Genomic DNA, 14,856 nt, shown 5'->3' on the forward strand with positions numbered 1-14,856 from the left:
ATCTATGAGAAAATTTTATCTTTTCTTGACAGCTCTTGTTGCTTTTGCAACGAGTGCAAATGCGAGTATTAAAGTCCTGTATAATCAGAACTTTGAGGCGGCTACAGATGTTGCTTCTACTCAATGGGTATCTCCATCAGCAGCAGCAGGGTTGTCTATTAGTGGTGATCAGTTTGGTAAATTTATTCGGTTCACTCAAAGTGGTAATGACCGTTCTGCTCATTTGCTTTGGGGTACAGACTTGATTAAGAGTGAAAATGTTGCTAGTTATACAGTATCGTTTGACATGAGTGCGACTGCTTGGGGTAACAACCATTCAACGACAGAGTATACCATCATGAGTGATGAGACCAATTGTACGAAAAAGCCAAATAATAACTTTCGAGCTAATAGTGCAAACTGGTTGTTTGACTTGACACAAATACCTGAGGCTAGTGGTGGTAAGGCTTTAGCTGCTACCGGTGATCAGGTCTTTGCTATTAATGGTGATTCTGCATACACAGTTACATTATCTTCAGGTGTTTTCTATAAAGTTACCCTTGATATTGATACGATAGCTCGTACTGTTGATTGGAAAATTGAGAATCCTGCTAAAGAAGTGACAGTTGCGTCTAATACTTATACTGTTCCAGAGGGAACAAGCATGATTGCGACTGGTCTTTATTTCCTCGGTGCTCGTTTTAACCATAATCAGGTTTTCGATAATATCAGAGTTAGTACTTATGTAGATGAGGATGTCGCAAATAACCCTTCTGTGGCTCTAACTGGTATTAATAATCAGCAGCGTATTTACAAGATTCAATTCCTGAAGGGTGAAACTCTTCATTTGAGCTTCCAAGGAAACGAACTTGATCCTATATCATTTGCTGACTGTGATGGTAATTATGTTTGGTCAAATAATCCAAATTTTAATCCGGAAAATGAGGAATTAGTGAATGATGCGTGTGCTACTGGTACATTAGTTGCATGGACAACTTCTGGTAGTGCAACTTCTGAAAAGATTTCTGAGGAGGTTTCTAACGAAATCATTGCCCTTCCTGCTGCTGCTTTATCAGTAACTAACGTTACTGAAGGTTTTGGTAAAACTTATACAATGACTGTTGATAATAGTTCAACTCCACTTTTGCCTACAGTTTTTGTGGACTATACATTTACACCTTCTGATGGTGGTGATGTTCTTAAAGGTTCTGATTTGAAGACAGGTTCTTCTATTGAAGTCCCTTCAAAGGGAACTCTTGAATTGGTTTCAAAGGCATTTGGTTATGGTGAAACTAAGACAACTATTGTTAACGATGTAGAATATGCTCAATCAGCTGATTATGACTTTGCTCATATGACTATTCCTGTAGGCTTTAATGAAGATGGTAAGGTAACAGGAAATTATGCTACTTATGGCCGTCTCTATGGTAACCAGGAAGGTACAGAAGTAGTTGATGAAACAACAGGTAATACTACTTATACCAAACTAACATACAATGATATTATACAGTATACCAAGAAATCTTCAGAGTGGACAGATTCAATTCTTGTAGATAAAGTAGCTTTCACAGCTATCCCTTCTGTTAATGTTCATATTTGGCCAGGTGTTGGTTTGAATCTCGAAGGTAGAAAAGGTGATGATTTATCAGGCTCATGGATTACAAGTTTGTATTTAACCGTTAATGGTCTTACCTCTGATGATATCGTTTTGGTTTCTTCTTTGAGCAACTATGGTTCAAACTCTTTGCATCCAGTAGTAGCTACTCTTGATGATTATGTAGCAGCTCATAATGCTCCTATAACAAGTGTTTTGAAGGGAAATGATCAGATTGCTCTTTATCGTATCTCTGATGTAATTGCTCGTATTTTAGTTATGAGTCCAAAGAAGAATGCTACTGGAATTAGTGAAGTTTCTGTTGAAGAGAATAAGTTGAATGCAGATGCTCCTATCTATACCATCAGTGGTGTTCGTGTAAGTAAAAATAACTTGAAGGCTGGCGTTTACGTTCAGAATGGAAAGAAATTTGTTGTTAGGTAATTTTTTATATAACATTCTTTTTAATCCTCTTCTCCCTATGGAGAAGAGGACTTTTTTTATACCTGTCAAAATTTCGGGTTAAAAATCAAATTTCTTGGTATGAATAATTCTATTATTTGTAATTTTGCATACAGAACCTAATAATGTATAAAACCTAATTAATATGATTAAAAAGACTTTTCTAGCAGCTTTATTAGCGATGTCTGCTACGATGGGCGTTCAGGCTCAACGCTTTATGGATACCCTTGATCGTGGTCTTATTGCAGTAAAGTCAACCTCTGGGGTGTATGTCAGTTGGCGAATTTATGGAACTGAATATTATGGTGTTGCTTATAATATTTATCGCGATGGTATCAAGTTAAACACAGTTCCTTTGTATGTTTCTAACTTTACGGATGAAACTGGTAACGAATCTAGTAAGTATACGGTTTCCGCTGTTGTAAATGGCGTAGAGCAGGAACAGAGTAAACCGGTGCCAGTTTGGCAAAATGACTATTTGGTAATACCTAAAGCTAAACGTATTTCTAATGATGGTGTAACGGATATTACTGATTATTTTGAACCTAATGATGCAACTTTTGCAGATGTTGATGGTGATGGCGAAATGGAAGTTATCATCAAAGAATGGAACGATGTTGATCATAATGCAGGTTTTCCTGCTGATGGAAAAGATTTTGATCGTATCGAGGTTTATAAATTAGATGGTACTTTACTATGGTGGATAGATTGTGGTCCTAATCTTACCGATTTCCAACATAATGAAACAAATATAGCGCTTTATGATTGGGATATGGACGGTAAAGCTGAGGCTATAATGCGTGCTGCTGATGGTACAGTTATACATATGGCTGATGGTACGACACAGGTTATTGGTGATAAAACCGTGAATTGGCGTAATGATAATACGATAAATACTTCAGCTTATTTCGTACACAAAGGAGATGAGTATCTTGTTTATATGAATGGTCAGACAGGTAAGCCTTACTCTGTCAGCCCTTACCCATTGAAGCGACTAGAAGCTAATGAAACTAGCCTTGAGGCTGCTTGGGGGGATGGTTATGGTCACCGTTCTACAAAAAACTTCTTTGGTGCGCCTTATTTTGATGGAAAAAAACCAAGTATTTTCCTGGCTCGCGGTATCTATACTCGTCATAAGATGATAGCTCTTGATGTCGATCCTTCTACCCATCAGTTGACTACCCGTTGGACTTGGAACTGTAATGATGCTTCTTCTAAGTGGTACGGTCAGGGCTATCACAACTATGCCGTAGCTGATGTAGATATGGATGGCCGCGACGAAATCGTTTTCGGTTCAATGGTAATCGATGATAGTGGTAAGGGTTTGAGCACAACAGGACTTGGGCATGGAGATGCCGAACATGTAAGTGATTACAATCCATATGTACCTGGTCTGGAAATCTATGCATGTAATGAAGATAATCCTGCCAATAACTATCGTGATGCAACTACCAGTAAGATTTACTATCGTTTGGCGGGTGGTAGCGATGATGGCCGTTCTATGGCAGGTAATTTTACGAATGACATACCTGGTGCGATTGGCTTTAGTGGTCATGATACCCCAATTAGCTGTGTGACTAACAATCATGTAGAAGGTATCAGTAGTAGTGGTGTAACTTTGAATTTCCGAACTTATTGGGACGGTGATCTCTGTGATGAGAGTTTTAACGGTAATGCCACCCGTAATGGTCAGGGTGTTATTTATAAGTATGGTCAAGGTGCTATCAAGACTTTTGCCGATACTTATACTAACAATGATACTAAGGCTACACCTTGTTTCCAAGGTGATATCTTTGGTGACTGGCGCGAGGAAATCGCTATGCGTGATAAAGATAATAATTTACGTATTGAGACAACTACAATACCTACACAATGGCGCAATTATACTTTGCTTCACGATCCACAGTATCGTAATGCTATGGTCTGGCAAATGAATGGTTATAACCAGCCACCTGCTGTGAGTTATTTCTTAGGTGAAATGGAAGGTATTACAGTGGCCCCACCTCCTGCTACTAAGATGGGTAAAGAAGTTATTGCTGCAGGTGGTACAATTTCTACAGCTTATAATAGTAAGCAGGTTCTGCTTGACGAAACAGCTGATGCTGAATATACTGTGGCAGAAGGTGTTTCTCCAGCGATCTTCTTTGATAACGCTCCGTCATGGGTAAAAGGCCATGATGATAACGATGCTATTGAGTATATTACCTATAAGCATACCTTAAAAGGTGGAGCCTTTGCTGGCGGTACTTGCGTTGTTAAGCAGGGAGATGGCGAATTAACCCTTCCTAATGTAGAGCAGACCTATACTGGTAATACCGATGTCTGGGCTGGTACTGTAAATTTTGATGGTACGATGAAGAACAGTCGAGTTTGGTTGAATCGTTTTACTACACTGAATTCGAATGGAGGTAAATTTTTAAATGGTATTGTGGCAGACTATGGTGCAACTGTTCGTCCTGGTGGAAAAGAGGTCAAGGGTACTATTGAGACCGATTCTTTGAAGTTGAATTTCGGTTCTATTATAGATTTCGATGTCTTCGCCGATGGTACATCTGATATGATTACGACTAATGTACTTGAGTTAGAAAAGAAGGATTGGAAAGTTGGTCCTGCGTATTTGGTTCCACGTTTCAATATTACATTCAATGGTGAGGTGAAGGCTGGTACCTATACTATAGCTAAAGTAGGTAAAATTCAAGGTGCCTCATGGAGTGATGTTAAACTTACTGGTTTGGCTGGTCACAAGGGTTCTCTTTCTTATGAGAATGGTGAAATTAAGTTGACTATTGCTGATCTTCGTGATGCAACTTCTGTAGAGTGGACAGGTGATAAAGATGCGACCTGGCAATTAGCTGATAAGGAAAACTTCAAGAATGTAAGTACAGGTGATGATGACGTCTTTGTTTCAGGTGATCAAGTAATCTTCCGTGATGGTGCAAGTAATGCAACTGTTAAGATTGAAGAGCCTGTTTCACCAGCATCAGTAACCTTTGCTAATACTACTCTGGAATATACTTTAACAGGCGATAGTATAGTCGGAACTTCTAGTATTACCAAGAATGGTAATGCTAATGTGAATATCAATAATGTCAACACATTTACGGGTTCAACCAATATTTATGGCGGTTCTATTACAGTTAATAGTCTAGGACAGGCTAATGGTGTAAACTATGGTGCCTTTGGTAAATATACCAATACGATATATTTGAATGGTGGAACCTTAATTCCTTCTGCATCTTTCACTACAGATCATCCTTTTGTTCTCAATACAAATGGAGGTACAATACAGACAGGAGAGGGTGTCACGATGACGATAGGATCTTCGATTAAAGGAAAGGGATATTCATTAACCAAAGAAGGTGCTGGTACGCTTGTACTTGCTCCAACAGCTGATTATGAAAACCTTATTGTGAATGGTGGTACAGTCCATATTCAGGAAACTGGAGATAAGCATGGTGTTCCAACAAACATAACCTTGAACAATTCAACGTTGAATGATGTTGATGGAATGTATTCATATTCTAGTAACTCTGCTAATGTGGTGGTTCCTGAAGAATCAACATCTGCATGGTATCTTGATTCAAGATGTGATTATAAGGGCAAACTGACAGGAGCTGGAACATTAAACCTCTATGCTCGTAATATCCGAAATATTATAACAGGTAACTGGAGTGCATTTACCGGTACGATTAATGTGAATGCCAATAAAACAGGTTCTTATACTCCTGTGTTGTACTTTGCTAACTCAAATGGATTGAAAAATGCAACTTTGAATGTTGCTTGTGAGTTTAGTTGTACGAATCCAAACAGTTCTGGTAGTAAATACAATGTTACTATTGGTAACCTTAAGGGAGGTGGCACATTAAGTGGTGCAGGAACGTGGACGATAGGTACATTAAACCAAGATATTACTTATAATGGTATATTCTCTGGTGGTAAGATTATGAAGACTGGTGATGGTGTTTGGACGATGAGCAAACTTCAGCAAGGAGTAGGTGGACAGACTACAGTAAATGGTGGTGTGCTCAACTTGAGTAATTCTTCTTCCAAGGATCTTTTCTTCGGTGATAATGATGTAGTCGCTTCTGGTACAGGTACACTTGCCGGTCAAGCTTATGTTCGTAACATCTATGTGAATAATGGTGGAACCATTGCTCCAGGCAATTATACTCAGGAATTAAAGACTGGTAGTTTGAAGGCTCAAAGTAGTATTTTCTGCTATGAAGGTTCTACTGCTAAATTTATGATTCGTCGTGCAAATAGCGCAACAAGTAGTTCTGCTTTACAAGCAGGTAGTATGGTGTCGATTGCGGGTAATATTGTTGTTGAAAATTATACCCGTAGCTATGCCTTGCGGGCTGGCGACAGCTTTACCTTATGGACAGCAAATAGCTATAGTGGAACTCCTACAAGTATTACCTTACCTGAACTTCCAGAAAACTTAGCATGGGATACTTCTGAATTGTTGCAGCCTACAGGTGTTATTAAAGTGGTTGAGGCTACTACTGGTATTGATAATATTGCAGTTAATCAGACCATTTCTGGATCTGTTTATACGGTTAATGGTATTAAGGTGGCTAATATTACAACAACTAAGGCTAATGCTGCAAGAGATATTAAGAAGATTACAGGAGCAGATGGTGTATATGTTATCCGTTCGGCTCAGGGAAGCTTTAAAGTAACTGTAAAGTAATGCTATTATAATCGATATAAATATGAAAAAGATTCAAACTCTGCTATTAACTCTATGTCTGCTTATGGCAGGCATAGAGTTTTCATCTTGTTCTTCTGATACGGTCAATACTGATACTTGGGGCAGTGGTGTTGCTGCTATGTTTCAGAATATGAAGGGCAATTATAGTTGCTATCTTGATATGCCTGATAATACCCGTAAGTCGCTCAATATTGCTATATCTGATGTTACAAAGAATAGCTATGGAACGGCTGTTCAGGTTGTAGATTTTCCAATTGATGTGATATTAAGTAAGCTTTACCCGAATGACTATCAGTATGTTTCATCTGTCAATGTTGATACCTATGAGTCTCCTATTGATAGTGTGGGCGCTTCGAGTTCTGTCTTTTTACTATTCAAAACAAATAATGACTATACAGAAAACCTTAATTTTAGTTTTGTAAGGGATGGCGTTTCTCATCAAGGTTGGGCTAAAGTATCTGTACAGGGGGTATATACATATACCAATAATAATATGACTTTTTATTTCTCTGTTAATGATTTAGTATTAGACGATCAGGATAAATCAAACTTGACTCCGATTTTATTTCAGGCAGAAGGAACAAAAACGTCCTCGACTAAGTAACAAAGTAAGTCAAAATAATACACCGATCGAACGATGAATACAGTCCTTATTTCGATGCATGTCGAAAAAAAGACTGTATTTTTTTTTACAAGAACGGTCTTGTAGTTTGCGTATTTGTAGCTGATATGTTAGAAGGACTCAAATATGCAAATTTTGAGGCGTTTTTATATCTGTCTGAATATCAGCACGTTATGCGTTTATTGTTTCGTGGGCTAAATAAATGGGCGCCAAAACCACAGGTCCTAGGGGTCGAAACCTAAGACTTTGTTCGCTAAACTCTATGACCTTATCGCATTAACCCTAAGCTTTCGACCCCTAGGACCTATGGTTTTGTCGGGAGAGAAAATCGAGGGGTGAAAAAAAGACCAAACAGGCTGACCAAAAGTTGAATATTTTGAGCTAGATGACGACTTTTGGAGGCTATGTTTTTTTTGATTTTTTTATTAAGATTTTAGCAGAGCTTACCTCTTTCTTCTTTTGGAGCACGGATATGAGGTGAAAAATCAAATTTTAAGGGTCTGTTTTTATTTGTTTGCGTATTTTTGCAAATAACCATAACAATCTCATAAATAGGCTAAAATCTAAAATACACTCATGATGAACAAATTATTTGCATCGTTAGTTCTAATAGGTGGCTTTTCTGTGAATAGTTTCGCACAAAAGCCGGGGACTCCTGCGTCTCAAATGGAGAAACTGGACAGGGGCGTTATTGCTACTTTATCGCAACCTGGAAAGTACTTCTTGAGTTGGCGCTATTTAGCGAACGATGATAAAAATACTTCTTTCCGTGTCTTGCGAGATGGTAAAGTGGTTGCTGATCATCTTACACAGGCTACTAGTATGGAGATTGATGGAAAACCAGATAGTAAGTTTCAGGTGGTAACTTTGGTTAATGGGGTAGCGAAGGATATTTCTAAGGCAATTACTCCTTCTGCTTTGCCGTATATGACTTTGCGACTGAACTGTCCTCCGAATGGAGAAAGTTGGCGTTATACCCCTAATGATTGTTCGGTGGGTGATGTGGATGGCGATGGACAGTATGAACTGATTGTGAAATGGGATCCATCGAATAGTCATGATAATAGTCATCGAGGCTATACGGGTAATACTTATATCGACTGTTATAAGTTTGATGGTACACAGTTATGGCGTGTCGATTTAGGTAAGAATATCCGTTCGGGTGCGCATTACACCCAGTTTATGGTTTATGATTTCGATGGCGACGGTAAGGCTGAAATGATTTGTAAAACAGCTCCTGGTACCTTGGATGGAAAAGGGCACTATGTAAATCAGGCGGCTACAGATGTTAAGATAAAATCAGAGAACAATCAGGTGGATTATCGCAATAATCAGGGCCTTATTATGAGTGGTCCCGAATATTTGACGGTGTTTGAAGGACAAACAGGCAAGGCTGTCCATACGATATATTATAATCCGAATCGTGAGGGAACTTTCAATCAAGTAGGTCAGTATCCGGATAAATCGTTTTGGGGTGATGAGTATGCCAACCGCTCTGAACGTTATTTGGCAGCTGTGGCTTATTTAGATGGTCCAAATGCTCTGCCAAGTGCAGTGATGTGCAGAGGATATTATACCCGAAGTTATCTGTGGGCAGTAGATTATCAGAATGGTAAGCTCAATACGAAATGGCTTCATGCTTCTGTGTCGAATACGGAGGTTGACCGCTATGATGCTCATTGGAATAAGACGGTTAAAACTTATCAGCATAATACATTCAATGACATTCATGGGGCATTTACGGCTTATGGACAAGGAGCCCATAGCCTCAGTGTGGCTGATGTAGATGGTGACGGTTGTGACGAGATTACCTATGGCTCGGCTGCTATCGATCACGATGGTAACTTACTTTATTCTACAGGATTAGGTCATGGCGATGCTCAACATTTAAGTGATTTTGATCCAGACCGTCCTGGTTTGGAATACTTTATGGTCCTCGAGAACGATCCCTATGGATTCAACTATCGTGATGCTCGTACTGGTGAGGTCTTGCTATATCATACAGCTAAAGACGACACGGGGCGTGGACTTATGGCTGATATTGACTCTACTCATCGTGGTGCAGAATATAGTTATATAGGTCAACCTTCAACTTTTGATATTAAGGGTAGTGTGATTTCAACAGTTAAGTGGCTTCCAAATGATCAGAATAGTCATGTCAGAAGACCACGAGGTAATGGCGAGCGTAACAGAGGTTTTAATATCTGGCGCAGTATGATGGGTATGAACTTCCGTATTTATTGGGATGGCGATGTTTATGATGAAATGCTCAATGGTAACTCGATTACAAAATGGAATGGAGGTAAAGAGGTGAAAGAACTCGGTGTGGGGGATAAAGCTCTTCGCGAATTAGGTAATCCACAATCTTGTAATGGTAGTAAGAGTACCCCATGCTTGCAAGCAGATCTCTTTGGCGACTGGCGTGAAGAAGTCATCTTACGAGACCGTGAAGATCCAAGTTTGCTCTATATCTATTCTACTCAAACCCCAACCCCTTATCGAGTGCCTTGCTTGATGCAAGATCATGTGTATCGCATGGGGGTGGCTTGGCAGAATGTGTCGTATAATCAGCCTCCACATTTAGGCTATTATCTGCCTGACTATATCGAGACCTTTCAGAGAAAATAATTATTAACTAAACGATATCTATAAATATTACACTCATGAAGAGGAATTTATTTTTAGCTGTGGCTATGCTGTGGTTGTCATCTACGATGATGGCACAGTCTACGGTTCGAAAATTTGAATGGAAAAATTCTACAGATGGACAGTCGGTTGTTTATGCTTATCTGCCAGATGCCAGCAAGGCTACAGGTAGAGCTATTGTAGACTGTCCGGGTGGTGGCTATTCTCATTTGGCTATGGACCACGAAGGTCATCAATGGGCTGAATATTTCAATAGTCAGGGTATAGCTTATTTCGTACTGAAATACCGTATGCCAAATGGAGACCGTACTATTCCGTTGGGTGATGCTTATCACGCTATCCAAACGGTAAGAGATAGTGCCAGTGTATGGCATGTGAATCCGTATGATGTGGGTATTATGGGATTCTCGGCAGGTGGCCATTTGGCTTCTTCGGTGAGTACTCACGCAGACTGGAAAGTTCGCCCTAACTTCACGATCTTATTCTATCCTGTTGTCTCTATGAATGAGCGGGATACACATAAAGGTAGTGTTAATGGATTCCTGGGTGAAAAAAAAGCCGATAAAGAGTTGGTAAAATCATTCAGTAATTTTAATTCTGTTAAACGCCACTTGACTCCTCCAGCCATTATCCTTCTTGCCAATGACGACCGGGTAGTGCCTCCTGTAACCAACGGTGTGGCTTATTATAGTGCTATGCGCAGAGCTGGTAATAACTGTTCACTTTATATTTATCCTAGTGGCGGTCACGGTTTTGGATTTCGTACGAACTATGCTTACCATGACCAAATGTTGACTGAGTTAACCAACTGGCTGAATGCACTCCCTTCACCAAAGGCAGATGCGGTACGTGTAGCTTGCATTGGTAACTCAATAACAGATGGTTTTGGTATTGATATGGCTGATAACTTAGGCTATCCTGCTGTGTTGCAGAAAAAATTAGGTAGTAATTATAACGTCAAGAACTTTGGCGTTAGTGGGCGTACATTATTAAATAAAGGTGATTTGCCTTACCAGAAAGAAGAGGCTTGGCATGATGCCTTGGCTTTCGAGCCTAATATCGCTATAGTGAAATTAGGAACGAATGACGTAAAAGGGTATAATTGGGCTCATAAGAATGAGTTTCATGCAGATTATCAGCAATTGATTGATAGCCTGAAAGCTCTGCCAACTAATCCTCGTATTATCCTGGTTACACCAATTGGTACCAATGTGAAATGGGATATGAAGGAGGAAACATTCCAGGAAATTATCCCGATGATTCGTAAAATAGCCAAGAAAAATAAACTGGAGGTTATAGAAATGCGTGATCTCTTCAAGAATGAAGATGGTAAACAATTCCAGGCAGACGGTGTGCATCCTTCTATACAAGGAGCTACCCAGATGGCTACGATTATTAGTCAGACTCTTCTCAAAGATGCGTCTTCGGCTAAGAATTCAAAGAAAAAGAAAAAATAATTAAAATAATATGAGATGAAGTGTGGTACTTTCACACGGATATAACTGCTGGTGCATGAAGCATCAGCAGTTTTTTTTGTGCCTTGTGCGTAGTGTCACATTTTAAGAAAAGTTATTAAAAAAAGCCCTTCTTAATATATAAAAACCTTAAAATAAAAAGGGTCTTATTTCATCGCGAATTATTTTTTTTACTTTTGAAGCATCAACTAAACTAGACAAAACAATCTAATTGAAGCGAACAAATACCTAAAGCAAATCAGTCTTGCCTTCTTCTACAAGACTTTCCTTTTTGTATCATGTTCCACATTTATTAATAACTAATATAACGCTAATATGTACCTAAAAATGAAAGAAGCCTCTATGGCTTTATGTTTAGGCCTGACTTGTATGCCGGCTTTGGCACAGCAAAGACAAGTTACGGGTACCGTGAAAGATGTTAACGGTGAACCAATGATTGGTGTGACAATTATGATTAACGGTCGGTCTGCAGCTGTAACTGATCTTGATGGTAATTACACGATTTCTAATGTTAACCCCAATTCTAAGTTAACAGTAAGCTATGTCGGTTATCAAGAGCAGGTCGTAACGATTGGTAATCGTACCACGATTAACCTTACCATGAAGGAGGATAACCAAAATCTGGATGAGGTGGTCGTTATCGGTTATGGTACGATGAAAAAGAAAGACCTGACGGGTTCTGTAGCTAGTGTCAACACGAAAGACATTAATCAGGTGGCTAGTGCAAATGCCCTTCAAGCCATGCAAGCAAAGGTGCCGGGTGTAGATCTTCAGCAGAGTGACGGACAGGCTGGTTCGGGTGTCAGTATGACGCTTCGTGGTAATCGTTCTCTATTGGCTTCTAATAATCCTTTGATCTTGGTGGATGGAGTAGAATATGGTTCTACTCTGGATATTCCTGCCAGCGATATTGAGTCGATGGATATCTTGAAGGATGCAGCATCTACAGCAATCTATGGTACTAAGGGTGCTAATGGTGTCATCATTATTACTACCAAGCGTGGTAAGGCTGGTCGTACATCGGTTAGTTTCAATGGTTATCTTTCTTTTAATAGTGCTACGGGTGTTACCAAGTCCATGTATGGTGACAAGGAAGTACAACGTATGATAGATGCCAAAGATTATAAGAATATGCTTTCTTCTGGTGACTGGAGTTCAGCGTCAAAGACAACGACTGCAGAGGATGTGTTGGGTGAATATCTGGATGATGGTACTTCTACTCTTTCTATCTATAATGACAAATCGTATACCGATTGGCTGGATATGATCCTGACGAATAGTGTATCTCAAAATTATGAAGTATCTATACAGGGTGGTAGTGAGAAAACGAATTTCAATGTCTCGCTGTCTGATATGATTGATCAGGGTCTGATGGATGGTGATCAATATAACCGATATACAGGTAGAGCTAATATCGATCATCGTATTAACAAACTGGTTAAAGTGGGTGCAAGCTTGTCGTATGTATATAAGGATAATGACAAGCGAAATAGTGGTGTGTTCGGTCAGGCTCAGAAGATGACTTCTATTACCCATGCTTATCTCAGTGATGGTTCTATCAATGCAACTCCTAACCCATGGTATATAGCGCATTGTTCGCCTTTGATGGACGAAAATGGCAACTATCAGCGTAATGTAGAGACTACACGTTTCTTTGGTAGTGCTTATGCAGAACTTACTCCATTTAAGGGCTTCAATTTTAGGTCTCAGTTTACATTAGATCGTAACAATTCGAGAGATGGGTTGTATCAGGATTACGAGAGTCAGGGCCGTTACCAGAGTTCTAAGACAACGTATATCAGTAATGCATCTTCTATTTCTACCAAATATGTATGGCAGAATACGGCTAATTATAATTTTACCCTTAATAAGGTACATGATTTCAACTTCTTACTGGGTCATGAAATGACACAGACGGTAAAAGAAACCAGTAGTATCTCTGGAGAGGCAGGACAAGAACATTACTATACAAGTTCGTTTTATGATGTTTCAAAGATTACCAGTCCTACAGCGACAAGTTCTTATGTCAAGAGCAATATGGTATCTTTCTTTGGACGTGTCAACTATTCTTATGACTCTAAATATCTTTTCCAGGCTTCTATCCGTGCTGATGGTTCTTCTGTTCTTGCAGATGGACATAAGTGGGGCTATTTCCCTTCTTTCAGTGCGGGCTGGCGTATAAGCGAAGAGAATTTTATGCGAAATACCAAGTCGTGGTTGGATAACTTAAAGGTTCGTGCTTCGTGGGGTTTGTCGGGTAACTCTGCCATCAGTGCTTATCAGACTTTAGCTACGATTTCGTCTATTCTGCCGAACTCTACAGACCAGGCGCCAATGACTATGGCCAATGAAGATCTTACATGGGAGAAGACTGCTTCTCTTGATTTCGGTTTGGACTGGTCGGTATTAGGTAGCAGACTGTATGGTAGCTTTGATTATTATAAAACGCATACGTACGATTTGCTGTATTATAAGACGGCACCTGCCTCTTCTGTATATACCAGTCAGTTGGATAATGTGGGCGAAACCAGTGGCCATGGTTTCGAAATTTCCCTGGGAGCAGTACCTGTGCAGAACAAAAATTTCAGATGGGATGTCAGTGCCTCTGCCACTTTCTCACGTGATTATGTAGATGAACTGTCTGATGGTATTACACAATATGTATCTGACAATTATAACATACTGAAAGTAGGTTCGCCAGTTTCGGCTTATTATACCTATCAAGTAGAAAATTGTTGGGGAGTAGGAGAGTTTGACCAGTATGTAGAAGAAAACTATACCAGCAAGGGACTAACCTTTACAAAGCCATACGATGATTATGGAGATCCTGGTACACCAAAAGTAGTAGACCAAAATAATGATGGCGTAATCAATGATGATGATAAAATAGTTTATAATCGTTCGCCAAAAGCCATCTTGGGCTTGAATACCTCTTTGACCTATAAGGACTTTAATTTGAGTATTTCTACCATGGCCCGTCTTGGAGGCTATATGTATTACAGTGCCTATACTCTCTATACCTATGATGGTTCTAACTGGGGAGATTTGGATTATTGGACACCTGATAACACAGATACCACCATACCATCTCCAGGTGCATCAGGACAATCATCAACGGCCTTTAAGAACGCTATCGCCATGCAAAAGGCTGATTATTTTAAAATTAAAGACATTACACTGTCTTACAATCTGCCTAAACCTTTGCTGAAAAAGGTCCTTGCTAGCAATGCCCGTGTATATTGTTCTCTGAAAAACTTCTTTACATTCAGCCGTTTTGGTGACTATGATCCAGAACGTGGCGGTGCTGTAACATTCCCTCTGCAGAAACAGGTGGTAGTAGGTCTTAATGTAACATTCTAACTCT

General features: G+C 39.5%; 6 protein-coding genes. All 6 read left to right on the plus strand.

Annotated elements, in window-relative coordinates:
• The first annotated feature begins 4 nt into the window (after positions 1 to 4).
• The 6 genes from L6469_RS00425 (at position 5) to L6469_RS00450 (ending at position 14,852) form a co-directional block, all read left to right on the plus strand.
• A complete protein-coding gene (locus L6469_RS00425; protein ID WP_074548606.1) occupies positions 5 to 2,017 on the plus strand; it encodes a hypothetical protein in 2,013 nt (670 codons plus the stop codon).
• A gap of 163 nt (positions 2,018 to 2,180) precedes the next feature.
• A complete protein-coding gene (locus L6469_RS00430; RefSeq protein ID WP_074802904.1) occupies positions 2,181 to 6,728 on the plus strand; it encodes an autotransporter-associated beta strand repeat-containing protein in 4,548 nt (1,515 codons plus the stop codon).
• A gap of 22 nt (positions 6,729 to 6,750) precedes the next feature.
• Positions 6,751 to 7,353: a hypothetical protein gene (locus L6469_RS00435; protein WP_143067119.1), complete on the plus strand. Its 603-nt coding sequence runs from the start codon at positions 6,751 to 6,753 to the stop codon at positions 7,351 to 7,353.
• Positions 7,354 to 7,947: 594 nt separating this feature from the next.
• Positions 7,948 to 9,999, plus strand: a complete 2,052-nt coding sequence (locus tag L6469_RS00440) for a rhamnogalacturonan lyase (RefSeq protein WP_143067120.1) — start codon at positions 7,948 to 7,950, stop codon at positions 9,997 to 9,999.
• A 35-nt stretch (positions 10,000 to 10,034) separates the two neighbouring features.
• Positions 10,035 to 11,474: an acetylxylan esterase AxeA1 gene (gene axeA1, locus L6469_RS00445; protein ID WP_006283672.1), complete on the plus strand. Its 1,440-nt coding sequence runs from the start codon at positions 10,035 to 10,037 to the stop codon at positions 11,472 to 11,474.
• A 345-nt stretch (positions 11,475 to 11,819) separates the two neighbouring features.
• Positions 11,820 to 14,852, plus strand: a complete 3,033-nt coding sequence (locus L6469_RS00450; protein ID WP_006283673.1) for a SusC/RagA family TonB-linked outer membrane protein — start codon at positions 11,820 to 11,822, stop codon at positions 14,850 to 14,852.
• Positions 14,853 to 14,856 lie beyond the last annotated feature (4 nt).

The organism is Segatella baroniae B14, assembly GCF_022024235.1.
Taxonomy (GTDB): domain Bacteria; phylum Bacteroidota; class Bacteroidia; order Bacteroidales; family Bacteroidaceae; genus Prevotella; species Prevotella bryantii.